The following is a 25,944-nucleotide window of genomic DNA, read 5'->3' as shown; positions in this document are numbered from 1 at the left end:
GGTCGGGAGGTTTCACCGTACGAGAGTCAGCGCGGTGGTCCGGGGACGGGCGGCATGGCCTGCGTGCCGGGGCGGGCCGGTGGCTCCGGGTCGCACGCCGTGAGCCGCCACAGCTCCTGGCCACCACCGGAGGCGGCCAGCTCGAAGCCGGGGACCGGGGCGATGTCGTGCAGGCCCGGGTACCAGCGGGCACCGCCGTGCCACGGCCAGAAGGTGATCGGCCCGCTGATCACCCAGCGGACCCGGGTCGCCTCCGCGGCCGCGCACACCGCGGGGTCGGTCCCGGCGTCCCGCATCCGGGTCGCGACGAGCCGCTGGTCCGGCGTCCAGTTCCCGGTCATGTGCGGGAACAGCACCTCCGTGCCGGTCAGCGGGTAGAGCAGGGCGTTGCCGGTGTACGGGTCGGCGGCCACGACCTCACCCGGCGGCACGATCTCGCCTGCCTGGACCAGGAACTCGCGCTGGCCCGGGTCGAGGAGCTGGTCGGACGGGTGCCGGTAGGTCCCGGCGAGCACCGAGGAGTGCGTCACGACGTGCAGCCCGCCGGTCACGGCGACGACGAGCGCGGCGACCCCGGCGAGGGCGACCGTGGGGCCGTCGTCGCGTTGCAGCCGCGCCGCGACGGCCGGGACCCGGCGGACCAGGAGGACCCGCACGGCACCGGCCACGGTCAGCAGGCCGAGCACCGCCAGCGGCACACCGGTCACCGGGAGCATCGCGGCCAGCCGGTAGGAGTCGTTGTACCAGGCTCCGGTGAGGGCGGCGCTGAGCTCGCTCTCGCTGGACGCGGCGAGCACGTACAGCGCCCCGGACAGCAGGTGGGCGGGGACCAGCCAGGACGTCGCGGCCCGGCGCAGGGCGGCGACCGCGCCCACGACGACCAGCACCGACAGCACGATCAGGTACGGGCGGCGGTTCGTCGCACTCCACACCACGTCGGCCACCGCGCCCGGGGTGTCGACGAACGCCTTCCAGTCGAAGCTGCGGACCCCATCGGTCAGCGGGGAGGCGGTCATGAACCACAGCAGCGTCCACACCAGCGCGGCCAGCACGGCGGCCGCCAGCACCGGCTGCCACAGCAGCCGGGTCCCCCAGCGGGCGCGGGCCAGCCGGGCGATCCCCCACAGCACCGGGAACAGCCCGAGGACGGCCAGGCTGAACACCGCGTTCGGGTGCGCGAGCCCCAGCGCGGGCACCGTGAGGGCCAGCAGGACGAGCGCGCCGCCCGGCCCGAGGACGCCGCGGTCGGCTCCCCGCACGGCCGCCAGCAGTGCGGCCAGGCAGGCCGGCAGCAGCGCGACGCCGAGCAGGTTCGGCCACAGCACACCGAACGACATCAGCGCCCACGGGAAGGCGCTGAACCCGGTCGCCAGGACGGGTGCGGCGAACGCGGCACCGGGTGACGGCCCCAGCGCCTGCCGGGTCAGCGCCAGCGCCGACAGCGGGAAGACCAGCGCGGCGACCGCCCACGCCGTCACGTTCGTCGCCACCGGCACCCCGGCCCCGGACAGCATCGCGACCAGCGAGACGAGGTCGTGCCACGCGGCCGGGTACAGCGCGGTCTCCGACGTCGGGTTGGTGAGCACACCGAGCGTCAGCGACGAGCCGTCCTGCGCGTGCAGCACGTGGGCGACGGCGTTGTAGTGGAAGACGGCGTCGAACGTGGACGACAGCGCGTCCGCCGGACCGAAGCCGAGCACGACGGTGACCCAGGCCAGCACGGCGGCCACCAGCGTCCCGAGCGCGGCGGCGCGGCCGGCCCGGTCACCGTCCACACCGGACCGGTCGGTGGGCCGCCCCAGCTGCTGCGGCAGCGCCGTCGTGAGCGGGTCGGGGCCCTTCGCGAACATCCCGCTGGGCGTGCGCAGCCGGACGACGAAGGCCCGCAGCCGGCGGCCCGGCTCCCAGGTCGCCAGTGCCGTCCGCCAGCCCCGGTGCAGCGCGCTGCCGGCGGGCCTGCGGGCGACGAAACCCCGGAAGACGAGCGTGGCCACGGCCAGCAGCAGGACCGCGACCGCCGGGACCCACGGCCCCCACGGGATGCCGAGTGCCGTGCCGAGCACGGCCGACACCGAGATCGTCGAGACGGAGACTAGGGGGGCGAGCGCCCAGGCGGTGACGCCGCGGAGACCGGCCGCGCGGGTCGCGAGCAGGCCGGGCCCGAGGACCCAGAACACGGCCACGGCCGCGACGGGCAGCGCGGACAGCCAGGTGGGGGCGGCCATCGCGGGTCCCAGCTCCTCTCCCGGCGACCGCCGCCCGGTCCCGTTCACCGCACCGCCGGCCGGGCACGACACGGCGGAGACCGGGGCGGACCTTACCGGTGTGCGAGCTCCGTCGCCGGACGTGTACCCACCGTACGGATCACGAGCCGACGACCCGGCCGGCGTCGCACGCGGTGATCCGCCAGAGCGCGTTCTCGCCCTCCTCGGCGAGCAGTTCGAAGCCGTCGGCGTCGGCGAGGTCGTCGAGTCCCGGCCAGTCGTCGGCGTGCGGGTCGGGCTCCCAGAACGTCGGCGGCGCGGTGAGCACGTACCCCACACCGGTCTCGGCGACCGCCGCGCAGACGGCCGGGTCGGACCCGGCGTACCGCAGCCGCTCGGCGATCACCTGCTGGTCCGGCGTCCACACCCCGGTGAGGTGCGGGAACAGCACCTTCCGGTCGGTCAGCGGCCACAGCATCGCGGTGCCGGCCCACGGGTTCTGCGCGACGACGGCGTCGGCCGGCAGCAGCTCACCGGCGTAACGCAGGAACTGCGCCTGCTCCGGGCCGACCAGCACCTCCTCCGGTGTCTGGTAGATCCCGGCGAGCGCATCGATGTGTGCCCGCTGGTACAGCCCGCCCGAGGTGACGACGACGGCGACCACCCCGGCCGCGACCAGGACCGCGGCCCGGGGGCGGGGCCACAGCCGCACGGCGGGCGCGGCCCGGGTGAGGGCGTCGCGGGCGACGCAGGCCAGCCTGCGGGCCAGCGAGCACAGCGCGACCAGCCCGAGCGTGGCCACCGGCGCCGCCGTCACCGGGACCAGCGCCGCGATCCGGGGCGCATCGTTGTACCAGACACCGGTCCACACCGAGGACCACGTGCTCGCGCCGACGACGTACAGGACGCACACCAGGAGGTGTGCGGGGACCAGCCAGGACGTCCGTGCCCGGCGCAGCGCCCACACCGCGCCGGCGAGCGTCAGCACCGCGACCGACCACGCCGGGTCGTGGCCGCCCGGGTTGTGCAGCACCGTGTTCAGCACCGCCTCGCCGGTGGTGACCTCCGGTTCCCAGTAGTAGCCGCGGACGCCGTCGAGTGCCGGGGAGACGAACATCAGCCAGCCCACGACCGCGCCGGAGCCGAGGACGACCGGCGCCACCGCCAGCGCCCGGGCCGCCCGCCACCCGCCGGCGCGCAGCCCGCGGCGCACCCCACCGGCCAGGCCCCACAGCACCGGCGGCGTGGCCAGCACGACCGCGCCGAACAGCGCGTTGGGGTGCGCGAGCCCGAGCGCGAGCACGGCGCCGGTGACCGGGAACCAGCGCGCCACCCGTCCCGGCGGGTACGGGCCGTCCGGGGCGGGCCCCGCCGGTACCGCGTCTGCCGGCGGGTCCCGCCGCACCGCGGCTCCCGGTCCGAGCCCGGGCCGGGCGGCCAGCGCGACGGTCGCCAGCGCGGCCGGGACGAGCGCGACGCCGAGCAGGTTCGGCCACAACGCACCGTAGGTGACCAGCGTCCACGGGAACGCGACGAAGCCCAGCGACAGCACCGGCGCCGCCAGCGCGGCCCCCGCCGAGCGCCCCACCAGCGTCCGGACCAGCAGCAGCACCGAGAGCGGCCAGACCAGCAGCGTCGTCACCAGCGCCACCACGTTGGACGCGACGACGATCTCGCCCGGGCCGGGGGCCAGCGGCACGACGAGCGAGACGACACCGTGCCAGGCCGCCGGGTAGAAGCCGGGGGAGTTCACCAGCCCGCCGACGGTCAGCGACGACGCGTCCGCCGTGTTCAGGATCCGGGCGACCGCGTTGTAGTGGAAGTTCGCGTCGAACGTCTGGGACAGCGCGTCCGGCCGGTCCATCCCGCGGATCGCGGCCCGGAAGCCGAGCATCCCGGCGAGCACCAGGCCGCTGGCTGCGGCGAGCCCGGTCCACCGGCGATCCGGCCCGCCCTGCACGAGCACGGCCCGGCGTGCCGCGGCGCCGGCCCGGACCCGGGCCCACCCCGGCACCAGCGGCCGGCGGAGCACCAGCCGCCGGGTACCCACCACGACCAGCGCGAACAGCAGTGCCGTCGCGACCGGGACGGCCCCGCTCCACGGGATGCCGAGCACGCCCCCGGCCACCGCGGAGCCGGCGATCAGGCCGACCGACAGCAACGGGGCCGCCCCCCACGCCGCGATGCCGCGCAGCCCGGCGGCCACCCCGACGAGCAGGCCGGGCAGCGTCACCCAGGCGGCCGCCAGGAGCACGAGGGGAACGGCGGCGAACCAGCTCACGCGGGCCGACTCCTTCCTCGGATGCCCGGCGCCGGGGCCGGTCCGCAGCGGGAATGCCGGATACGTCCGCTTCCACGGCCCGTCAAGGAGGGTACCGAAGCCGCCGGGTGCCCCCGATCACGGCTGCCCTACCCTCGGGTGCCGTGAGTCTCGACGCGTACGACCTCGGCAGCTACGACCTGATCGTCGTCGGGTCCGGCTTCTTCGGCCTGACCGTCGCCGAGCGGGTGGCGGAAGGCCTCGGCAAGCGGGTCCTGGTGCTGGAGCGCCGGGACCACATCGGCGGCAACGCCTACTCCGAGCCGGAGCCGGAGACCGGCATCGAGATCCACCGCTACGGCGCCCACCTGTTCCACACCTCCAACGAGCGGGTGTGGGAGTACGTCAACCGGTTCACCGAGTTCACGAACTACCAGCACCGGGTGTTCGCCCGGGTCGGCGACCAGGTCTACGCGTTCCCGATGAACCTGGCGCTGATCAACCAGTTCTTCGGGCGGGCGCACAGCCCCGACGAGGCCCGGGCGCTGATCGCCGAGCAGGCCGCGGAGGTGGACACCGCGCAGGCGGCCAACCTGGAGGAGAAGGCGATCTCGCTGGTCGGGCGGCCGCTCTACGAGGCGTTCGTCAAGGGCTACACCGCCAAGCAGTGGCAGACCGACCCGACGGAGCTCGACGCCTCGATCATCACGCGGCTGCCGGTCCGCTACACCTACGACAACCGCTACTTCAACGACACCCACGAGGGCCTGCCGGTCGACGGCTACACCGCGTGGCTGGAGCGGATGGCGGACCACGAGAACATCGACGTCGTGCTGGAGACGGACTTCTTCGAGGTCCGGGACCGGATCCCGGCCGACACCCCGGTCGTCTACACCGGCCCGCTGGACCGCTACTTCGACCACAGCGAGGGTGAGCTGGGCTGGCGGACCCTGGACTTCGAGCTCTCGGTGGAGGACACCGGCGACTTCCAGGGCACCTCGGTGATCAACTACAACGACGCCGACGTGCCGTTCACCCGGATCCTCGAGTTCCGGCACATGCACCCGGAGCGCGACTACCCGACGGACAGGACCGTGATCGTGCGGGAGTACTCCCGCTTCGCCGAGTCCGGCGACGAGCCGTACTACCCGATCAACACCCCGGAGGACCGGGCGAAGCTCGAGCGCTACCGCGAGCTGGCCCGCAAGGAGACCGCGAACCGGAACGTGCTGTTCGGCGGGCGCCTGGGCACCTACAAGTACCTGGACATGCACATGGCCATCGGGTCGGCGCTGACCATGTACACCAACCGGCTCGTCCCGCACTTCACCGAGGGCAAGCCGCTGTCCGGGACCGAGGCCGAGGACTGACATCGGGCGAGCCGGGCCTCATCGACCATCCCGGCTCCGCATCGCGTCCAGGAACTCCCGGTGCGCCCGGCGGCCCGCGGGCGCTGCCCGGTGCTGGTCACGCCGTCCGGTCCGGCACGCCGAACCGGACGTACCACCCCGGTTGCGCGGCGCGCCCGCCCGCCTCCCGGCCGGGGTGTGACGCGCGGTTACTCTCGTCCGGACTCCTCCCGGGCCCGGGCGGACCGGCGACGCCGCCGTCCACGGCGCGGGACACGACCGCGACCCGCCGACCCCCGAGGCCGATCCTGCGATGACCACCGTCCCCACGGACCAGCGAGGCCAGGTGCCCGACATCGAGCAGTCCCCGACCACCGGCGAGACGCTGCTGCAGCGGGTCATCCTGCCCCGCCCCGCGGACCCGTTGGCGGTGCGTGCGCTCTACCTCGACGAGCGCCCGGGCACCGTCCTCACCCCGGTCGAACCGACGACCGGCCAGCGGGACCGCTCGCTGTCGCTGACCGTGTCGACGGCCGGCGGCCGCCGGACCCGGGTGACCGACCGGACCAGCGCGACCGTCCCGCCGGCCACCGAGGTCTCGTTCGGCGCCTACTTCAACGCCTTCGCGGCCGGCTACTGGCGGGCCTGGTCGACCCTGTCGAGCATCGAGCTGCGGCTCGACCTGGAGGGCTCGGGCCGGGTCGACGTCTACCGCACCAAGGCCGACGGCTCGCAGATCTTCGTCGCCGGCGAGGTCGTGGAGGGGCGCCGCCGGCTGACGACGGAGCTGGACCTGCGCCCGTTCGAGGACGGCGGCTGGTACTGGTTCGACCTGTCCACCGACGACGGGGACCTGACGCTGCACAGCGGCGGCTGGCACGCGCCGCACGACGCACCCGGCCGGGCCGCCGTCGTCGTCGGGATGCCGACCTTCAACCGGCCCGCCGACTGCGTCGCCACCCTGACCGCGCTCGCCTCCGACCCGCAGGTCCTCGACGCCGTCACCGCGATCATCCTGCCCGACCAGGGCACCCGGAAGGTCCGCGACGAGGCCGGCTACGAGCAGGTCGCCGCCGCACTCGGTGACCGGCTGCGGATCGTCGACCAGCCCAACCTCGGTGGCTCCGGCGGCTACGCCCGGATCATGTACGAGGTCCTGCACGGCACCGGCCCGCACGCCGGGGGCATCGACTGCGAGCAGATCCTCTACATGGACGACGACATCCTGCTCGAGCCCGACTCGATGCTCCGCGCCATCGCGTTCTCCCGGTTCGCCCGCGAGCCCATGCTGGTCGGCGGCCAGATGCTGTCGCTGCAGGCCCGCTCGCAGCTGTCCACGATGGGCGAGGTCGTCGACCGCAACCAGTTCCTGTGGCGGCCCGCACCGCGCACCGAGGCGCACCACGACCTCGCCGAGCGCACGCTCCGGCAGACCCCGTGGCTGCACCGCCGGGTCGACGTCGACTACAACGCCTGGTGGATGTGCCTGATCCCGCGGCGGGTCGCCGAGGACCTCGGGCTTCCGCTGCCGCTGTTCATCAAGTGGGACGACGCCGAGTACGGCCTGCGCGCCCGCGCCGCCGGCTACCGCACCGCGACCGTCCCGGGCATCGCGATCTGGCACATGTCGTTCATCGAGAAGGACGACTCGTCGGACTGGCAGGCCTACTTCCACTACCGCAACCGGCTCGTCGCCGCCGCCCTGCACGGACCCGACGACCCGAAGGCGATGCTGAAGGAGACGTTCAAGCGCACGCTGCGGCACCTGATGCTCATGGAGTACTCGGCCGTCGCGCTGCAGCTGAAGGCGTTCACCGACTTCCTCGCCGGCCCGGAGGCGCTGTTCCCGAAGCTGCCGGTGGTGCTCGACGAGATCCGCGAGCTCCGCAGCCGGTACGACGACGGCCGCCCGCTGGACTCCAAGACCCAGGTCCCGCTGTCCGACCTGGACGCGCTGGGATCCCAGCTGTTCCCGGAGCCCCCGGTCGGGAAGGCGAAGGTCGCCCTCGGCCTGGCCCGCGGCGTGCTGCGGAACCTGCGTACCCCCGACCCGGAGCTGCGGGAACGGCCGCAGCGCAACGTCCCGTGGGCCAACGCCCAGTGGTTCGTCCTCGCCGGACTGGACTCCGCGACGGTGTCCACCCCGGACGGCCGTGGCGTCACGTTCCGGCGCCGTGACCCGCGGATGTTCACGGAGATGATCCGCGAGTCGCTCCGGCTGCACCGTGCGGTCGCCGCGGACTGGGAGGTCCTGCGTGGACGCTACCGGGCGGCGAAGCCGACGCTGACCGGCAAGGACGGTTGGAAGCAGATCTTCGAGTGAGCACCGCCCCCGCTCGCCGGGGGTGGCTCCTGCTGCTGCTCGGCGGCCTGACCTGCCTGCTCGGCCTGGCCGCGGCGCTGGCACCGGTCGACGCCGACGACCCGGTGGTCACCTGGCCGCGGCCGGGTGCGGCACCGGAGCCGACGGTGCTGCCGCTGTCGCCGTACCGGCCGCTGGAGTTCACCGCCTCGGTGCCGTGCGCCGCGGCCGCCGCCGTCGGCGACGGCGACGTGCTGCGGACGATGCCGGCCGCGGCCGACGACCCGGCCACCGCTCCCGGGCTGTCCGCGACGGTCTCCGGCGGGACCCTGACGATCCGCTCCGGACCGGAGGTGCTGCACACCGGACCGGTCGGCGGGAGCTGCGTCTACCGGGTCACGGCGGGCGCCGACGGCACCGTCGTGACCCGTGACGGTGCCACCCTCGCCGAGCGCCCCGACCTCGCCCCGCCGCAGGTCGCGCAGCTGTCCACCGCGGTCACCGGGCCGGCGTCCGAGGGGCTCGGGGTGCAGCTGCACACCGACGCCCGCTACGAGTCGTCGCCGACCCCGCTGAAGGTCGCGCTGCTGGTCGCGCACCTGGTCGCGCTGGCGGCGACGCTCGCGGTCGCCGTCCGGACCTGGACCGGCACCCGCCGCGCACTCGCCGTGCGGCCGCGGCCGGGGATCGCCGACGCCGTCGTGCTCGTCGTGACGCTCGCCTGGGCCGTGCTCGGGCCGGTCAACATCGACGACTCGTGGTACGCGCTGATGGCCCGCCAGGGCGCGGAGACCGGGACGATCGGCAACGCGATCTACCAGTTCAACGTCACCGAGGCGCCGTTCGCGTCCAGCCAGTACCTGCTGCAGTTCTGGGGTGGCGTCGCCGGCTGGGGGCTGCTCCCGATGCGGGTGGTACCGGTCGTGCTCGGCCTGGGGACGTGGGTGCTGCTCCGGCTGGCGCTGGTCGCGCTGGCCGGCCGGGTCGGTGCCCGGCCCGGGGTGGTCGCCGCGCTCGCCGTCGCCCACCTCGCGTGGTTCCTGCCGTACGGGATCTCGCTGCGCCCCGAGCCCGCCGGGACGCTCGCCGCCGCCGGCGTCCTCGCCCTGGTCGCGGTCGCGCTGCGCACCGGAGCGGTCGGGCTGCTGGCCCCGGCGACGGCGGTGGCCGTGCTCGGGGTGACGACCGCGCCGGCCGCGCTCACCGCGGCCGCCCCACTGCTGCTGGCGTCGCCGCTGGTGTGGTGGCACCTCGTGCACTCGCGGTGGCCGGCCCGGCTCGCGACGGCGGCGGTCGCGCTCGCCGCGGCGAGCGTCGTCGTCCCGCTGGGGCTGGCCGACCAGACCCTCGCCGACGTGCGCCAGTCCGTCGCCGTGCACCGCTGGTACTACTTCCAGTACGCCTGGTACTCCGAGCTCGTCCACTACGCCAACCTGCTGCTGCCCGACGAGCAGGGCGTGTGGGGGCGGCGGCTGCCGGTCCTGCTGACCGTCGCCGTCCTCGCGCTCGGCGCGGCGCGGCTCGCGACCCGGCGCGGCACCGGTGGTCCGCTCGGGCGGGCCCACGGGTTCGCGCTCACCGTGACCGCGTTCGCGCTGGTCGCGCTGGCGCTCAGCCCCACCAAGTGGGTCAACCACTTCGGGGCCGTCGCCGCCCCGGCCACCCTGCTGCTCGGGATCGCACTGGCCCGCGGGCCGCTGCCGCGCCGCGCACCGGCCCGGCTGGTCGCCGTCGGCACGGCGGTGCTCGGCGTCGTCGCCGCGGTGATCTACGCGGGCCCCAACCTGTGGCGCCCGTACGGGGACTGGGGCCAGCCGTTCGGCAACCACTCGGTCGTCGACGCACCCGTCCACCAGCAGGTCCTCGCCCCGCACCTCGGCCCGCTGTACCTGCGCAGCCCGCTGCTGTGGCTGCTGGTCGCGGTCGCCGCGCTGTGGTGGGCGCACCGGCGGCGACGTGCGGGCCGGCCGTCCGGCCCCGGCCCGGACGGTGCGGTGCTGCGCACGGCCGCAGCCGGTGGTGTCGCGCTGATGCTGCTCGTGTTCGTGCTCGCGCCGGTGCAGCAGGCCCCCGGCCCGTCGGTGGCCTCGATGAACCTGGCCGCACTCACCGGGAAGCCGTGCGGGCTCGCCGACGCCGTCGTCGTCCAGGTGCCGGACGGCGGGCCGCTCGCGTCCGGTCCGTCGCGGCTCACGGGCGTCATGCGGGAGGGGCCGCCGCGGGACCGGCCCGCGCTGCCCGGCCCGGTGTGGCACACCGACGACGCCGGCACCGGCACGCTCACCACCGGCTGGGCCCCCGTGCCGGCGGGGACGCCGAGCGTGCTCGTGCCCGCCACCGGTGACCTGCGGTCCGGGCAGTCCGTCACCGTCGAGGCCGGGACCGGACCGCCGGGTGAGCCGGCCGCGACCGCCCGGATCCCCCTGGAGCTGCCCGGTGAGAAGACCGCCGAGTGGACCGACCTGCAGGCCGGCCTCGCGGCGGCGGGGCTGCCCGTCACCCAGGTCCGGCTGGTCGTCGAGGACACGCTCGACGGGCCCGACAGCTGGCTGGCGGCGGGCGCGCCGGTGCCCGCCCGGGAACGCCCGGCGTCCGAGGTCGTGCGCGGGGACCCGGTGTACGCCGACCAGGCCTCGGCGCTGCTGTGGCCGTGCGAGGACCAGATCGTCGTGCGGCACGGCATCGCGGAGGCCCCGCGGTGGCGGCTCCGCGCCGGCGACGGGATGGAGGGCGCCACCGAGGACAACGCGTTCTTCTTCGCCAACGGCGGGACGCTCGCCGGGATCGAGCGGACCGCCACGTTCGACGAGCTGCCGTCGCGCCTGGAACCGCCGCCCGGGCGGGCCATGGACGGCTGGGGGCACGTCGAGCGGGTCGAGTACGACCACCCGCCCGGCCGCTACCACCTCGAGGTCGGCACCGAGCGACGGTGGGGCTGGCAGGGGAAGCCGAGCCTGGCGAACAAGGCGTACACCGGGCGGGACTTCCTGGGCTGAGCGGCACGTCCCGCGCGGGCGGCCGGGGTGCGCACCCCCGGCCCCCGCCGAGATGCAGCTCTCGGTTCCGAGAAGATCGACAATTCGCGCTCAGCTGCATGTCGGCGGGGCGGCCCGGGGCGGAGCACCGAACACCGGCGGGCGCGCGGGTCGCCCCGGGCGGCTCGCCGTGCGGCGAACCGGGACCGGTTCCACGGGCTGCCGGTACGCCGGAACGACGACACCGTCCCCCGGGTGACCCCGGGGCCGTCACCGAGGGCGCCGGGCCCCGCGTCCGGTGGGCTGGACCCATGCTCTCGCTGCCCTCGACCCGGACCTGGCGCCGGCTCACCGTCTGGCTGCACGTGCTCACCTCGGTGGGCTGGATGGCGCTCGCCGCGTCGCTGGCCGTCCTGCTCGCACTGGCCGCCGCCGACCCGGCCGCCCGCGCCTCCGCGGTGCTCGCCGCGCACCACCTCGACGCCGTGCTGCTCGCCCCGCTCGCCACCGGATCGGCGCTGACCGGGATCGTGCTCGCCGCCGCGACGCCGTACGGCTTGTTCCACCACTGGTGGGTGACGGTGAAGTTCGGGATCACCCTGGTCCAGCTGTACCTGGGGATCTTCGTGCTGTCCGGGATGCTCGACGGCGCACGGGTCGCCCCGGCGTCCGCCCCGCCGGCCGCGCTGCTCACCACGACCCTGCTGATGGTGTCGGCGATCGCGTTCCAGGCCTGGGTGTCGATCGCGAAGCCGTGGGGCCGGACGCCGTGGACGCCCGGCCGCCCGAAGCCGGGAACCGGGCCGCGGTGGATGTTCGCGGCGGCGTGCGCGGCCGTCGTCGTCGATCTCGCGGTCGGGTTCGTGCTCGGCGCGCCGATGCCGGTGGCCGCGGTGGCCGTGCTGCCGGCCGTCCTGATCGGGGTCCGGGCGCGGCGGTCCGGCGATCCGGGACGAGCACCGGGACCGGAGCGGACGCGAGCTACCCGGTCGCTCCCCGGTCGGTGATCAGGGGGTGGAGTAGAGCCGGGTCCACGTCTCCCGGGCGGTCAGCCGGGGCTCGGCCGCCTTCCAGGTCCGGGCCGCGGCGGGGCCCTCGGTGTAGAGCCTGCGCACGGTCCGCACACCGCGGGTGGCGAGCGCGCGCAGATGCTCCCGGTCCCGGGTCCGGACCCGGACGCCGGTCTCGGCCATGTCGGTCACGACCGCCCGCTCGAACAGCGCCACGTGCCACCAGTGCGCCTCGCCGGCGGGCACCATCCCGGACCGGAACGGCAGCCGGCCGGACGCCTGCAGGACCGCCCGCTTCAGCCACGTCCGGACCATCTTGCTCGGCTTCGGCCCGGCCAGGTGCACCACGGACTCGCGCGGGTCCAGGGCGGCACCGGAGATCGGCACGGCCGCCGTCTCGGGGTACGCGGCCCGGATCCGGCGGATCCGGGCGGCGGCGGCCGCCGAGCCGTCGTCGAGGACCGACGGGCCCTCCAGGAAGTCCTCGACCGCGGTCAGCAGGGTCGCGGCCAGGCCGTACTGCATCGCGACCAGGTACTGGGCCAGCAGCTCGACGATCGTGGTGGTGACCGTGCGCCGGTCGAACCCGGTGCGCAGCGCCGCGGTGATCAGGCCGTTGCGCTGGTTGAAGTAACGGTGCCACTCGTCCCAGTCCTTCCACCCGAAGTCGGCGTGCCACACGCCGGCGCCGGGCAGGGAGACCGTGGGGTAGCCGTGCTCGCGGGCGCGGTAGCCGTACTCCACGTCGTCCCACTGGAAGAACAGCGGCAGCGGGTAGCCGATCGCGCGCACGATCGGCGCCGGGATCAGGCAGGACCACCAGCCGTTGTACTCGGTGTCGACCCGCCGGTCCTGCACGGTCGGCAGGTCCCGGTCGTCGCGGCCGAGCAGGAAGCCCTCCTCGAGTGCGCCCGGCACCGGCCGGCCGACCCGGAGCCGCTCCGGCTCGGCGTACTCGGCGGTGATGTGCACGTGGCCGGGGTGCAGCAGGTTGAGCATCTGCCCGCCGACGATGGTGGGCGTCGCCGTGCACGCGGCGAACCCGGTCAGGCGCACGACGATCTCCGGGTCGAGCAGCACGTCGTCGTCCATGAGGAGGACGTCGTGGTCGTCGGCCGGGTCCCCGGCGGTGGCCTCGTAGAGGCCGCGGGTGAACCCGCCGGCGCCGCCCAGGTTCGGCTGGCGCTGGTAGACGAGCTGCGTGCCGAACGCGTCCGCGATCGCCGCGAACCGGTCCCGGGACTCCAGCGGGTCACTACCCTGGTCGACCACCCGGACCAGCGCGACCCGGGCACGGGCCTCGGTGTCGTCCACCAGGGACTGCAGCGTGTTCAGGCAGTCCTCGACCCGGTTGTGCGTGCAGATGGTGACCGTCGTGGGCCGGGCCGGACCGGCAGCCCGGACCGACCACTCCACATCGGACACCGTCATGGACCCGGTGTCCGTGCCCAGCTCCAGCCAGAGCCCGCCGCCGTCGACGAACCGGTCGATCCGCCCGGTGAGCTCCACGGCGGTGTCCCCGTCGACATCGGACACCGCGACCGCGCGGGCCACCTTGTTGGTGTCCGACGCCATCAGCCAGATCCGGCCGCGCCCGCTCGCGCGCAGGGACACGCGCACCTCGTCGACCGCGGTCCAGCGCTGCCAGTACGTGGCGTGCAGCCGCCCCCAGTACGTGTTCGTCGTGACCAGGGAGGCCGGAGCCAGCTCGATGCGGCCACGCTCGCGGCGGGCAGCCCCGCGCAGGACCTCCGCGTAGAGGTCCTCCGGCACCAGCGCGCTCGGCCCGGTGAACGGTCCACGCTGGACCACCAGCCGGCCGGGCCGTGCGTCACCGGCCCACGGTGCGGCGGGTGCGGGGGCGCCGTCGCGGGTCGTACCGGCGGTGTCCAGCATGTCTCGCAGTCGCCTCTCGGTCGGTTCGGGCTCGGCTGAGTCTGTCAGCCCGGCAGCGGCGCCGGGTTCGGGGGCGGGCTGCCCGCCTCACCGACCTGCTGCCAGCCCCACATCGTGCGTTCCCCGTGCTCGACCGGGGCCGGCACCGCCCGCGGCTCGTAGGGGTCGATCAGCCGGATCTGGCCCCAGTCGAAGTCCCACGCGCCCGGCAGGTAGGTCGGCACGTAGCGCTGGGCGCCGACCTGGGTGAGCCACCCCTGCGGGCCGCCGTTGGACGCGCGGCCCCACTCGTCGGCGACCGTCCGCTGCTGGATGTCGGCAAGCATCCGGAACGCCGGGACCTCGGCGATGCCGCGGTGCACGTCGAACCGCCTCAGGCACGGGTGCACGAACGACGTCGCCCAGTCCAGGTAACCGGGGCGTCCCGCCACGACCTCGGTCAGCGCGGTGAGCTGCGGGACCCGCGGCTGCGCCACGGCGATCCACGAGTTGGGCCCGAGCCCGCGGTCGGAGACGACGACGCGGACCGAGTCGGCGTTCGCGGCCTCCCGCCCGGCGAGGTGCAGGCGCACGTCCCGCCAGCCCATGCCACCCGCGGCGCCGCCGGCGTGGTCGGAGGTCGTCGTCACCGTTCCGGCGCTGCCGGACGGCTCGACCGAGTCGACGACCTGCCCGTCGCGGGCGAACTCCAGGGTCAGCGAGTTCCCGCCGCCGACGATGCCGGCGATCCCGAGCACCAGCGGTGCGGCGCCGTCCCGGGCGGCGTCGGGGAGCGCGTACCAGCCGGACCGGTAGTCGCCGACGGTGTTCGGGTCCGACGACCAGCTGCCGACGACCGGCCCGCCGAGGGGGCCGGTCCCGGTGATCCCGGCCCGCCGGGCACCGTCACCGCCGGTGTCCCGCAACGACCCCGGTCCGGACGGCGGCAGGCCGTCGGGGACGAAGCCCTCGGCGACCGGCGGCTCCGCGCCGGCACCACCGGTGCGCGGCGCGGGCGGCAGCACGTTCGCCGCGGGGTCGGTCTCCACCAGGATCCGCCCGGCCAGGCCGCACTCGGAGCCGGTGGGGTCGGTCAGGACGTCCGCGCCGAGCGAGTACGAGCCCGCCTGCTTCTCCATGCCCTTGGCGAGCGACGCGACCTGGAACAGCACCATGCAGGCGCAGATCACCGCGAGCGGGGCCGACCCCAGCCGGACGGCCTGGGCCTGGCCGATCCGGCCCCGCCGCCGGCCGACGGTCTGGCGGACCGGTCGCGGCACACCCGACTTCGACCGCAGGTGCTCGACCGCCGCGACGATCAGCGAGACGAACGCGGCCGCCAGCAGCAGCGAGGTCGCCCGGATGCCGCTGACCGAGACCGGCTTGTCGAACCAGGGCACGCCCCAGTCGGAGACGTACCACCAGGTGTTCGGGCCGGTGAACGCCAGACCCGTCACGGCGAGCACGGCGGCGAGGAACACCGCCTGGTTGCGCCGCGACCGGAGCACCCCCGTGCTGGTGGCCAGCGCGGCCAGCGCCGCGACGCCGGCCCCGAGCGCTGCGAACGCCCCGAAGTGGTGGGTCCACTTCGTCGGGGTGAGCGCGAGGACCGCGAACGACACCGCCGTGCTGGCGAGCAGCCGGCGGGAGAAGCCCAGCGCCGCACCCGGGATGCGGCCCCGGCGCAGCAGCACGACCGTCGACACGGCCGTGCACAGCCACAGCAGCAGCACCGGGAAGCGGCGCTGCACCGACCCGTCCCGGGTCTCGCTGAACAGCAGCTCGTAGCGGGAGAGTTCCTCGTACCAGGACAGGCTCGGCCCGATGGCCGTCCGGACCCGGGTCGCCTCGGCGATCGTCGCCCAGGTCTGGTCGCCGAACACGGCGGTGAGCACGATCAGGCCGGCGGCCGCCAGCGGGGCGAGGGTCGTCAGCGGACCGGAACGGCGGATCCGCTCGGTCAGCAGGGTCAGCAGTGGCCGCGCGGCCGCGAGGAACGGGGCGAGGGCGATGAGGCCGGTCGGCGTCGCGGCGACGGCGAACGCCCCGGCCACCAGCGCGCCCGCGACCGGCAGCAGCCGTCGGGTGGCGAGTGCCCGCTCCAGCATCACGAACGACACCAGCGCGGCGATCATCACGACCGTCTCCGGGCGCAGCCCGTTGTTGAACGGCAGCCAGAAGCACAGGAACACCCCGGCAGCCGCCCAGCCCGCGGACCGGCTGCGCCGGACCCGGGTGCCCAGCCGCGGCAGCAGCGCCCGGCTGATCAGGAACCAGGAGACGATGCCCATCACCAGGGCCGGGACCCGCAGCCACAGCACGGCGTCCGAGATCCCGCTCCACAGCGAGTACAGCTGGTAGAACCAGCCGAACGGTGCCTCGGGCACGCCGAACCAGCGGTGGTAGTTGCCGATGTAGCCGCTCGAGTCGTTGCCGCGCGAGATGTCGAGGATGTAGCCGTCGTCGGGGGTCATCGAGCCGATGAGCGCCCACACGACCAGGACGGCGACGACGACGGCGTCGCGTGCGGTGTCCCGGCCGCGCAGCCCGACCGCCAGCCGTCGCCCGTGGACGACCCGGCGGGCGTCGAGGTCGTCGATCCGGCGCAGGAAGAACAGCGACCCCAGCAGCGCGAGCACCGCGACCGTGCCGGCGACCACCTTCAGCGCGGACGCATCACCGTCGTAGCGGTTGTCGGTGTCGAACCGGACGGTGGTCCCGCCCATCGGGTCGAGGCCGGCGTCGAGATCGGAGTAGATGCCCGCGACCTGCGGCCGGTCGTCGCGGGTGGTCTCGTGGACGGTCTCGCCGGCCAGCGTGGACGTCGTCGATCCGCTGTCCGACTCGAAGCCGAACGTGCACGGTGCCCCCGGCGGCGGGAGCGCGGTCGTGGCGACGCGCAGGCCGCGGTCGTCGAGGGCCAGCGTGCCGTCGGTGACGGTCAGGCGCATCCCGACCTCGTCACCGGTCGGTGCCGCGTCCGGTGTCGTGGACAGCACCGTGGCCGTGCCGGGGGTGCGGGCGTCGAGGCTGCGGACGGCGTCGCAGGAGATCGTCGCCGAGAAGGACTCCGGGCGGTACGCCACGAGCGGCGCGTTGACCGGGGACGTCCCGGTCTCCGCGTTCGGCCAGGTCACGGTCGCGGTGTTCTGCACGACCGGGAGGAACGGGATCGCCAGCGCCAGCAACGCGGAGACCAGACCGAGCCCCGCGGCCAGCAGGCGGTCGGCAGGGCGGGAACCGCGGTCGCCGGACCGGGTCCCGGCCCGATGGTCGGGCTCCGTGTCGGCGGTCAGCACCCTGCCGAGGCTAGACGGGTACCGAAGATCATCTGTGACGCCCCCGTGATCGGGCGGGACGCGGTTCGCCCCGTCGGGATCTCAAGTCCGGCCGCGGGGGCCGGTCGTCACCCTGTGTCACGGGATGCGACATTCGGGCCCTCTTCAGGTGTCACCGGTGACGGTGGTGATCGGCTCTCGTTGGGGCCGTCGTGAGCATCAGCGCCCCTACGCGTCCCGCGGCCGATCCCACCGTCCGGGCCCCGTCCGCCGCCGGTGAGGTGCGGGCGCTCACCGGACTGCGGATCGTCGCCGCGGTGTGGGTGGTGGTGTTCCACTTCCACTTCACCGCCCTGCCCGGGGTCGCCGAGGTGGCCGACCGGCTCGGCCCGCTGATCACTCAGGGTGCACTCGGCGTGGACCTGTTCTTCGTGCTGAGCGGGTTCGTGATCGCCTGGACCCACCTGGACCGGCTCGGCCCGCGGCTGCGGGTGCGCGACTCGGGCCGGTTCCTGTGGGCGCGCGCGGCGCGGATGTGGCCCGCCTACGCGGTCGTGCTCCACCTCTTCGGGGTGTGGTTGGTGGCGCGCGCCGTGCTCGGCCCGGACGGCCGGATCGCCTACCAGGCGGTGCAGCCGTCGCTGGACGCCGGCACGTGGCTGCAGCAGCTTCTCCTGGTCCACATGTGGGACGAGCCGTACCTGGACGGCGCGTCCTGGGTCGGCCCGACCTGGTCGATCAGCGCGGAGTGGCTGGCGTACCTGCTCTTCCCCCTGCTCGCCGTGGCCTTCCACCGGCTGCGGAACCTGCCGTTCGCGGCCCTGGCGGCCGGGTCGCTGCTGTGCGTGGCCCCGGTGGCGGCGGCGTTCGTGGTCGTCGGGTCGCCGTACTACCCGTACAGCTGGCTGGTGCGGATCCTCGGCGGGTTCTCCGCGGGGGTGCTGGCGATGCTGGCCGTACGGCGGCTGCGCGGCACGGCCGGCTGGGTGCCCGCCACGCGGGCTGCCGAACCGCGGGTCGCGGGCCGGCCGGTCGCCGCGGCGGCGTCGTGGACGGCCACGTTCACCGCCGTCGCGATCCCGGTCCTGCTGGTCCCCGGTTCCGGGTACGGCGCCGCTGCGGCCGTGCTGCTGTTCCCGGTGCTGGTCGGCGCGCTGGCGCTCGCCGACCGGGGGCCGGTGCACCACCTGCTCACCCGCGCCGCCGTCGTGCACGGCGGGCGGATCTCGTACGCGCTCTACCTCGTGCACATCCCGATGTTCGAGATCCTCTGGTTCCTGGGGGATCGGGGGCTCGTCCCGGACGGGGGCGTGACCGGGCACCTGATCGCGCTGGCCGTTCTCGCGGGGACGCTGCCGGCGGCGCACCTGCTGTACGCGCTGGTCGAGTGCCCGGCCCGGCGGTGGATGCGGGCGCGGCCGGTCGCAGGCGCCGCGGTGCGCACGGCTGTGGACAGGTCTGTGGACAGCGCGCCGGTCGCCACCGACGACGCGCGGTGCGACCCGGTGACGGCGGTGCTGCCGAGGATCGGGTCCGTCACGTCGTCCCCGTCCTCGCCGTCGTTCGCACCGGCCGCGTCGTTCGCGCCGGCCGGGTCGTTCGCACGGGCGACGTCGGGTGCATCGTTCGCGTCGTCCGGCACCGGTCCGGCGACGGCGGCCGGACAGCGGTCGAGCGGGCCGGGGACCGGGCCGCAGCCCACGGCGCCCGTGGCCGAGCCGCAGCCCACGGCGCCCGTGGCCGAGCCGGAGCCGACGACGCCGGCGTCCGAACCGGCGCCGGACGAGCCCGTCGTCGTCCCCGCGCCGGCCGTGCCGATCCGGGATCCGCGGCGCCGGGAGGAGCCGGCGGTGGCCCCGGCCGCGTCCGGGCCCGGGGACCGGTTCGCGGCGGCCCGCTCCGCCGGTACCCGGGCGCCGGGCAGCGGGGTGGCCACCGACCTCGCCGCCGTTGCCCGGAGGCGTGACCTGGCCGTCGCCGACGCGGAGCGGGCCGAGCGGCTGCACGCGCTCCGGAACGCGGTGCGCCCGGTCGCCGACGGCGCCGGCCACGTCGTGCCGGCCCCGCGTGCGATCCGCTCCGCGTCCGCGCTTCCCGGGACCCGCAGCGGTGTCGAGAACTGCGGTCGTGGTGGCCGGCACCGCGACGCGCACGCCAGCGCCGCGACACCGATCGTCGCGGCGTCGGGTGTGGCGGGGCGGCGTCGCCGGAAGCGTCCGGCGCACGGGGCCTGACCCCGGCTTCGTCCGTCCCGCCGCCCCGCGTGACGGCCGTCGTCGCCACCGGCGTGCGGCGGAACCCGCCATGATCGACCGTTGGGGAGTGTGGCGCTCGCCTCACGAACGCCGCGCTCCACAACGGTCGATCACCGCAGTGTGCATCCCCTGCCGTGCGCCCCGCCCGGACGCGCCGCACCGGACGAGCTCGCCGGGGTACGGCGCCGGGCCCTCGACGCGGCGGGTCAGAATGGCACCCCGCGTCGCCGACCCCCATGGACCGATGATTCCGACGACCCCGCCGCCCGACCTGCCGGGCACCGCACCGCCGGACCGGGCGGCCCGCCAGTGGTACCTGCGCCTGGTCCGCCAGTACCTGGGCCGTGGCCCGTACCTGGACGTCGCGGGCGTGGGCGGCGGGCTGCTGGCCGGGCTCGCCCGGCTCGGCCCGGCAGCCGGACTCGCGGCGTCCGACGAGGAGGCCGCCGCGATCCGGGCCGGCGCCCCCGGCTGCCCGGTGCACACCCGGGTCGACGAGCTCCCGGGTCCCGTCGCGGCGATCACCGCGATCGAGGTGCTGGACCGGCTGCCCGACGCGGCACTGGGCGGGGACACCGGTCCCGGCGGCTGGTTCCGGGCGCTCGAGCCCGGCGGTCACGCGCTCGTCGTCGCCGCCGACGCCGAGGGCCGCGGCCGCGAGCTCACCGGGGCCCGGTGGGTCCCGCCGCGCGTCCCGCGGGGGCACGTGCGGATCCGGGAGATCCTGGTCGCGGCCGGGTTCGAGGTCGTCCGCGAAGGGTCCGACGGGCTCACCCGCGGCCCCTACGGCGGTGTCCCCGCCCTGCTCGACCCGCGGACGGCCCCGGCACGGACCCAGCGGTCGTCGGGCTGGTTGACGCTGGAGGTCGGCGCCGGAGAACGCGCCGTGCTGGTGGTCCGCAAGCCGGCCTGAGGCCCGGCGGTCGAGGGCCGAAGCATGGGCACTGAGGCCCGCCGTTCGAGGGCCGAAGCACCAGCCCTGGGGTCCGGCGAGGCAGGATGCGGGTATGACGGACGTGCTTCCCCTCGGCCCCGACGAGCTGCTGACCACCACCCGGTCCGTGCGCAAGCGCCTCGACCTCACCCGCGACGTCCCGCTGGACGTGATCCGGGAGAGCCTCGACGTCGCGCTGCAGGCACCGAGCGGCTCCAACCAGCAGGGCTGGCACTGGCTGGTGATCACCGACGCGGACAAGCGGAAGGCGATCGGCGAGTACTACCGCGAGTCGTTCACCGCGTACCGGAACTCGTCGGCGTACCCGGCGAACCGCTCGTGGGGCGATGCCGACCGCGACGCCACCCAGAACCGGGTCGCGGACAGCGCCCAGTACCTCGCGGACCGGATGGGCGAGGTCCCGGTGCTGGTCATCGGCGCGCTGAAGGCCGCGGCCGAGCTGCCGGCGAGCAACCAGGCCGGCCTGTGGGGGTCGCTGCTGCCGGCCGCGTGGAGCCTGCAGCTGGCCCTGCGCGCCCGCGGGCTGGGCAGCGCGTGGACCACGCTGCACCTGAAGTACGAGAAGGAGATCTCGGAGCTTCTGGGCGTCCCCGACGACGTCCGGCAGGGCGTCCTGCTGCCCGTCGCCTACTACACCGGGGACACCTTCAAGCCCGCGAAGCGCCAGCCGCTCGACGACGTCCTGCACGTCGACGGCTGGTGAGGCACTAGATCGGCAGCCTCCGGAAGATCGGACGCGGCACGTGCCGCAGCGCGCTCATCACGAACCGCATCGGCGCCGGCGCCCAGACGAGCTCCTTGCGGTTGCGGACGGCGTCGACGATCACGTCCGCGACCGCCTGCGGTGTCGTCGCCAGCGGCGCCGGGTCCAGGCCCTCGGTCATCTTCGAGTGCACGAACCCGGGCCGGACGATCGTGACGGCGACGCCGTACTCGCGCAGCGCCTCGGTCAGCCCGGTGTAGAACGCGTCCATCCCGGCCTTCGTGGAGCCGTAGACGAAGTTGGAGCGGCGGGCCCGCTCCCCGGCGACCGAGGAGATGGCGACGATCGAGCCGTGCCCCTGCTCGCGGAACCGCTCGGCCAGCGTGACCCCGGTCGAGACGGTCGCGGTGTAGTTGACCTGGGCCAGCTCGACGGCGTGGTCGACGTCGGTCCAGCCGCGCTCGTTGTCGCCGAGCAGGCCGAACGCGACGACGGCGACGTCGATGTCCCCGCCGGCGAAGGCCTTCTTCACGACCTCGGCGTGGGTGTCGATCTTGGCGGCGTCGAACTCGATCGTCTCCACCCCGCAGCCGAGCCCTTCGAGCTCGGTACGGGCGGCGTCCAGGCGCGGCCCGGGGCGGGCGGCCAGCACCACGCGCAGCGGGCGGTCCGCGGCGAACGCGCGGACGGTGGCCAGGCCGATCTCGGAGGTACCGCCCAGCAGCAGGATGCTCTGCGGGTTGCCTACGGCGTCGATCATCAGGGGAGCTCCGGACTCAGAGGGTCAGCTTGAGGCGGCGGGACATGTCGGAGGCGAAGACCCCGGCCGGGTCGGCGGCGTCGCGGATCGCCTTCCACTCGTCGAACCGCGGGTAGCCGGCGGCGAACGCCTCCGGCGAGGTCCGCGACTCCTTGGCCAGGTACAGCCGCCCGCCGGCGGCGAGCACCAGCTCGTCCAGCTCGGTGCAGAACCGGGACAGGCCGTTCGCGATCGGGAAGTCGACGGTGATCGTCCAGCCCTCGGTGGGGAACGACAGCGGCGCCTGGTTGCCGGCACCGAATCGCTTGAACACGTTCAGCCCGGACTTGTGCGGCGAGTGCGCGATCCGCTCCACGATCCGGCGCAGCGCCACCTCCTCGCCCATCGGGACGACGAACTGGTACTGCAGGAAGCCCTTCGACCCGTAGACCCGGTTCCAGTCCCCGAACACGTCGAGCACCTGGTAGAAGGCGGTGATGTTCTGCACCGAGCCCCGCTGGCGCTTCGGGGCCTTGCGGAACCACAGCTCGCTGAACGCGGTCAGCGACAGCTTGTTGGCCAGCCCGTTCGGGAAGACGTCCGGGAAGGTCAGCAGCTGCGGGGCGTCGAACTTCAGCGGGTCCGACCGCAGCTTCTCGGGGAGCTGGTCGACGGTCGCGAGCGATCCCCGGGTGAGCACCGAGCGGCCCAGCTTCGCGCCGGTGGTCGTGGTGTCGAACCAGGCGGCGGAGTAGCCGTAGGTGTCGTCGGAGCCGTCGGTGAGCAGCTCCAGCAGGCCGTCGAGGTCGTCGGTCCGGTCGGTGTCGACGACGAAGTACGCCGACTCGGTGCGGTGCAGCCGCACCCTCGCCCGGACGATCACACCGGTCAGCCCCATGCCACCGACGGTGGCCCAGAACAGGGCCGCGTCCGGGCCCGTCGGGGTCAGCTCCTTGACCGAACCGTCGCCGGTCACCAGCTGCAGCCACTCGACGTGGTTGCCGAAGCTGCCCTTGGTGTGGTGGTTCTTGCCGTGGACGTCGGCGCCGATCGCACCGCCGATCGTCACCTGGCGGGTGCCGGGCAGCACGGGGACCCACAGGCCGTGCGGCAGCGCGGCCCGCATGAGCTGGTCCAGGCTGACCCCGGCGTCCACGTCGGCGACACCGGTGTCCGGGTCGATCGCGTGGATCCGGTTCAGGCCCGGCATGTCCAGGACGACACCGCCCGCGTTCTGCGCCGGATCGCCGTAGGACCGGCCGAGGCCGCGGGCGATGATCCCACGCTCGCCGGCGGTGCGGACCGCCGCCGCGACGTCCTCGGCGTCCCGCGGCGTGACGAGCTGCGCGATGGTGGGCGCGGTCCGTCCCCAGCCGTGCAGGGACGCGGTCCGGCGCTCCGGGGCGTCGGTCCGGATGCTGGTGGGAACGGTCGTGTCCGTCATCGGGGGAGAGGCTAGCGCCCCGTGAGTGGATACCGTGGCCGGGACCGCGATAACCACTCACGAGCCCGGAGGGCCATGCTGGAAGCAACCCGGTCCGGGCCCCGGCACGCCCGCGTCCCGGCGGTGCGGCCCCGGTCGCGGGCCCGCACCGCCGGCCGGTACGGGCTGCTCGGCCTCGGCTACCTGCTCGTCTCGCTGTGGCTGCACCGGCGGGTCCTCGCTGACCCCGGCGGCCTGCTGATCGGGCACGTCACCGCCGACGCCGACATGTTCGCCTGGTGGCTGAACTGGTTCCCGTTCGCCGTGGCGCACGGCGAGAACCCGCTGCTCACCGACTGGATGCACTGGCCGCACGGGCTGAACGTGCTGTGGAACACCGCGGTGCCGCTGCTCGCCGCCGCGTTCGCCCCGGTCACCGTGACGGCCGGGCCGGTGGCCGCGTACAACGCCGCCGTGGTCCTCGGCCCGGTCGTGTCCGGGCTGCTGCTGGCCGTGGCGCTGCGCCCGTACGTGGGCGCGACCACCCGCGGCCGGATCGCCCGCGGCATCGCCGGCGGGCTCTACGCGTTCTCCCCGTTCCACCTCGCGCACGCGGTCGCCGGGCACCTCAACCTCACCTGGTCGGTGCTGCCGCCGCTGCTCCTGCTGCTGGCCCACCACCTGTTCGGGCGCGGGCCCCTCGAACGGCCGTGGCGCCTCGGTGGCCTGACCGGGCTCGCCCTGCTCGGCCAGCTCGTCCTCTACAGCCAGACCCTCGCCGTCGGCGTGATCTTCCTCGTGGTGGGGGCGGTCGCGCTGGCGGTGCGGTTCCCCGGGCGGGTCCGGGCGCACCTGCCCGGGCTGCTCCGTGCCGGTGCCGGCTGCGTCGGCGTGTTCGTCGTGCTCGGCGCCTACCCGCTCTACCTCGTCCTGGCCGGGCCGGACCGGCCGCGGTCGGCGATCCGCAACGTGCACGCCACCGGTGCCGACCTCGCGAACCTGCTGGTCCCGACCCGGATGACGGCGGTCCGGTTCACCCCCGACGACACCGCGGACGGCCTCGCCGGCCACATCGGCGAGCAGGGCGGTTACGTGGGGATCGCGATGCTGGCGCTGGTGGTCGTCGCGGTCGTGGTGGTCCGGTCGACGGCACTGCGGGTCGTGGCCGTGGTCGGTGCGCTGTCCTGGGTGGCGTCGCTGGGCACCGGCGTGGTGCTGTTCGGCCAGCAGACCGGTGTCCCGCTGCCGTGGCTGGGGGTCGCGCAGGTTCCGCTGCTGTCGGACATCGAGCCGGTGCGGATCCAGGTGGTCACCGCGCTGTGCGTGGCCGCTGTCGTCGCGATGTGGATCGACCGGATGCCGCTCACGCCGCCGACGACCGCCGTCGCTGCGCTCGCGCTGACCGGGTTCGCGCTGGTCAGCTGGCTTCCCGCGGACGCGCAGGAGGTGCGGCCTGCGCCCGTCCCGCCGTTCTTCACCGACTCCCGCGGCGCGCTCGGGCCGGCCGACGTCGTCGAGATCTACCCGCGGGTCACCGCCACCTGGAACGACGGCGCGCAGGGCCTGCGCTGGCAGGCCGCGTCCGGGCCGGCGTTCCGGATCCGCGGCGGCTACTTCATCGCCTCCGACCCGGACGACGACCTGGTGATCCAGTCCCGCTGGAACCTGTACCAGGTCGGCGCCCGGTGGGTCGCCGACGGCAAGAACGAACCCGGCGACGACTACGCCGCGCGGGCGTCCCGGGAGCTGCGCGACCTCGGGATCACCGCCGTCGTGCTGGTGCCCGGCCGGGACGTCGAGGGCGGCGACGACGCCCGCGTCCTCGACTGGACCCGGCGGGTGACCGGCGACCCGGGCCGGTTCGACGGCGGGGTGTGGCTGTTCCGGCTGCCCGCCTCCGCTCCCGTCGGCTGAGCCGGTCCGCGTTGACTACCCTGGAGTACGTGACCAGCCCGCGGCTTCCCGGCGAGCGTCGCGAGATCAGGATCTCCGACGCCGACCGCGAGCGTGTCGCCGAACGGCTCCACCGGGCGATGGCCGAGGGCCGGATCTCCGTCGAGGAGCTCCAGGAGCGGCTGACCACCGTCTACGCGGCCCGGTTCGGCTCCGACCTGGTGCCGGTGCTGTCCGACCTGCCGGGTGACCCGCTGAACCTCAGCGCCGACGTGCTCGCCACCCCGGTCGGGCCGCCGACCGTGCTGCGCGGCGGGGTCGGCGGGATCCGGCGGCGGGGGAACTGGAGCGTGCCGCCGCGGCTGCGGGTGCAGTGCTCGATCGGGCCGGTGCTGCTCGACTTCTGCGACGCCGAGCTGCCGATGCCCGTCGTCGAGGTCGAGCTGGAGCTCGGTGCGGGGTCGGCCCGGCTGCTCGTCCCGGAGAACGCCACCGCCGACGTCGACGGGCTGGTCTCCAGCTACGGCTCGATCCGGTCGAAGGTGCCGTCGCGGTCGGTGCACGGCCGCCCGCACTTCCGGGTCTACGGCCGGACCTCGGCCGGGTCGGTGACGGTCCGGACCCGCTACACGTTCGCGGGCCGGAACTTCTGACCTGGAGTCGGTGCCGCTGCTTCGGCCCTCGACCGCCGGGCCTCGGTGCCGCTGCTTCGGCTCTCGACCG

The 25,944-nt window shown here is 74.9% G+C and carries 15 protein-coding genes; 9 read left to right on the top strand and 6 right to left on the bottom strand.

Translation table 11 applies throughout. From position 1 onward, the window contains the following. Positions 1 to 26: 26 nt before the first annotated feature. Both H7X46_RS25345 and H7X46_RS25340 read right to left on the bottom strand, forming a co-directional pair. Positions 27 to 2,225, bottom strand: a complete 2,199-nt coding sequence (locus H7X46_RS25345; RefSeq protein WP_186361743.1) for a DUF6541 family protein — start codon at positions 2,223 to 2,225, stop codon at positions 27 to 29. A 139-nt stretch (positions 2,226 to 2,364) separates the two neighbouring features. Continuing rightward, entirely contained in the window at positions 2,365 to 4,485 is a 2,121-nt protein-coding gene (locus H7X46_RS25340; protein ID WP_186361742.1) for a DUF6541 family protein, read from the bottom strand. A gap of 143 nt (positions 4,486 to 4,628) precedes the next feature. Between H7X46_RS25340 and glf the strand changes: the two genes are divergently transcribed. From glf to H7X46_RS25320, 4 genes are all read left to right on the top strand, one after another. Next, positions 4,629 to 5,834, top strand: a complete 1,206-nt coding sequence (gene glf / locus H7X46_RS25335) for a UDP-galactopyranose mutase (RefSeq protein ID WP_186361741.1) — start codon at positions 4,629 to 4,631, stop codon at positions 5,832 to 5,834. 292 nt (positions 5,835 to 6,126) lie between these two features. Then, the gene (locus H7X46_RS25330; RefSeq protein WP_186361740.1) at positions 6,127 to 8,136 is read left to right on the top strand and encodes a glycosyltransferase; all 2,010 of its coding nucleotides are present in this window, start codon (positions 6,127 to 6,129) and stop codon (positions 8,134 to 8,136) included. Further along, entirely contained in the window at positions 8,133 to 11,111 is a 2,979-nt protein-coding gene (locus H7X46_RS25325; protein WP_186361739.1) for an arabinosyltransferase domain-containing protein, read from the top strand. Before H7X46_RS25330 ends, H7X46_RS25325 begins: the two co-directional genes overlap by 4 nt. Before the next feature lie 290 nt (positions 11,112 to 11,401). Next, positions 11,402 to 12,097: a hypothetical protein gene (locus H7X46_RS25320; RefSeq protein WP_186361738.1), complete on the top strand. Its 696-nt coding sequence runs from the start codon at positions 11,402 to 11,404 to the stop codon at positions 12,095 to 12,097. Here the strand turns inward: H7X46_RS25320 and H7X46_RS25315 are convergent, their stop codons facing one another. Then, entirely contained in the window at positions 12,098 to 13,996 is a 1,899-nt protein-coding gene (locus H7X46_RS25315) for a glycosyltransferase (protein ID WP_186361737.1), read from the bottom strand. Positions 13,997 to 14,040: 44 nt separating this feature from the next. Next, positions 14,041 to 17,274 carry an arabinosyltransferase domain-containing protein gene (locus H7X46_RS25310; protein ID WP_186361736.1) on the bottom strand — a complete coding sequence of 1,078 codons (3,234 nt, stop codon included), beginning with the start codon at positions 17,272 to 17,274 and terminating at the stop codon, positions 14,041 to 14,043. Positions 17,275 to 17,465: 191 nt separating this feature from the next. On the opposite strand from H7X46_RS25310, the gene H7X46_RS25305 reads away from it, so the two are divergent. The 3 genes from H7X46_RS25305 (at position 17,466) to H7X46_RS25295 (ending at position 21,166) form a co-directional block, all read left to right on the top strand. Then, on the top strand, positions 17,466 to 19,487 hold the full coding sequence (locus H7X46_RS25305; protein ID WP_186361735.1) for an acyltransferase: 2,022 nt from the start codon (positions 17,466 to 17,468) through the stop codon (positions 19,485 to 19,487). A gap of 265 nt (positions 19,488 to 19,752) precedes the next feature. After that, on the top strand, positions 19,753 to 20,421 hold the full coding sequence (locus tag H7X46_RS25300) for a hypothetical protein (protein ID WP_186361734.1): 669 nt from the start codon (positions 19,753 to 19,755) through the stop codon (positions 20,419 to 20,421). A gap of 94 nt (positions 20,422 to 20,515) precedes the next feature. Beyond that, complete coding sequence (locus H7X46_RS25295; RefSeq protein ID WP_186361733.1) at positions 20,516 to 21,166, top strand: nitroreductase family protein; 651 nt, start codon at positions 20,516 to 20,518, stop codon at positions 21,164 to 21,166. 4 nt (positions 21,167 to 21,170) lie between these two features. On the opposite strand, the gene H7X46_RS25290 is transcribed toward H7X46_RS25295, so the two are convergent. Continuing rightward, positions 21,171 to 21,926, bottom strand: coding sequence for a decaprenylphospho-beta-D-erythro-pentofuranosid-2-ulose 2-reductase (locus H7X46_RS25290; protein WP_186361732.1), 756 nt, complete (start codon positions 21,924 to 21,926; stop codon positions 21,171 to 21,173). Between the two features lie 16 nt (positions 21,927 to 21,942). Beyond that, positions 21,943 to 23,349 (bottom strand): FAD-binding oxidoreductase, encoded by a 1,407-nt coding sequence (locus tag H7X46_RS25285; RefSeq protein ID WP_186361731.1) that lies wholly within the window; start codon positions 23,347 to 23,349, stop codon positions 21,943 to 21,945. Positions 23,350 to 23,424: 75 nt separating this feature from the next. Between H7X46_RS25285 and H7X46_RS25280 the strand changes: the two genes are divergently transcribed. Together H7X46_RS25280 and H7X46_RS25275 are read left to right on the top strand one after the other, a co-directional pair. Beyond that, positions 23,425 to 25,242, top strand: a complete 1,818-nt coding sequence (locus H7X46_RS25280) for a hypothetical protein (RefSeq protein ID WP_186361730.1) — start codon at positions 23,425 to 23,427, stop codon at positions 25,240 to 25,242. Positions 25,243 to 25,271: 29 nt separating this feature from the next. Continuing rightward, a complete protein-coding gene (locus tag H7X46_RS25275; RefSeq protein ID WP_186361729.1) occupies positions 25,272 to 25,874 on the top strand; it encodes a DUF1707 domain-containing protein in 603 nt (200 codons plus the stop codon). Positions 25,875 to 25,944: the final 70 nt, after the last annotated feature.

Source organism: Pseudonocardia sp. C8 (assembly GCF_014267175.1).
Taxonomy (GTDB): domain Bacteria; phylum Actinomycetota; class Actinomycetes; order Mycobacteriales; family Pseudonocardiaceae; genus Pseudonocardia.
This window is presented reverse-complemented; position numbering and strand designations above follow the sequence as displayed.

Bases quoted from the DNA above. Each gene is read 5' to 3' on its own strand.
- H7X46_RS25345 (WP_186361743.1), bottom strand. From the start codon at position 2,225: ATGGCCGCCCCCACCTGGCTGTCCGCGCTGCCCGTCGCGGCCGTGGCC.
- H7X46_RS25330 (WP_186361740.1), top strand. From the start codon at position 6,127: ATGACCACCGTCCCCACGGACCAGCGAGGCCAGGTGCCCGACATCGAG.
- H7X46_RS25320 (WP_186361738.1), top strand. From the start codon at position 11,402: ATGCTCTCGCTGCCCTCGACCCGGACCTGGCGCCGGCTCACCGTCTGG.
- H7X46_RS25315 (WP_186361737.1), bottom strand. From the start codon at position 13,996: ATGCTGGACACCGCCGGTACGACCCGCGACGGCGCCCCCGCACCCGCC.
- H7X46_RS25300 (WP_186361734.1), top strand. From the start codon at position 19,753: ATGATTCCGACGACCCCGCCGCCCGACCTGCCGGGCACCGCACCGCCG.
- H7X46_RS25295 (WP_186361733.1), top strand. From the start codon at position 20,516: ATGACGGACGTGCTTCCCCTCGGCCCCGACGAGCTGCTGACCACCACC.
- H7X46_RS25290 (WP_186361732.1), bottom strand. From the start codon at position 21,926: ATGATCGACGCCGTAGGCAACCCGCAGAGCATCCTGCTGCTGGGCGGT.
- H7X46_RS25285 (WP_186361731.1), bottom strand. From the start codon at position 23,349: ATGACGGACACGACCGTTCCCACCAGCATCCGGACCGACGCCCCGGAG.
- H7X46_RS25280 (WP_186361730.1), top strand. From the start codon at position 23,425: ATGCTGGAAGCAACCCGGTCCGGGCCCCGGCACGCCCGCGTCCCGGCG.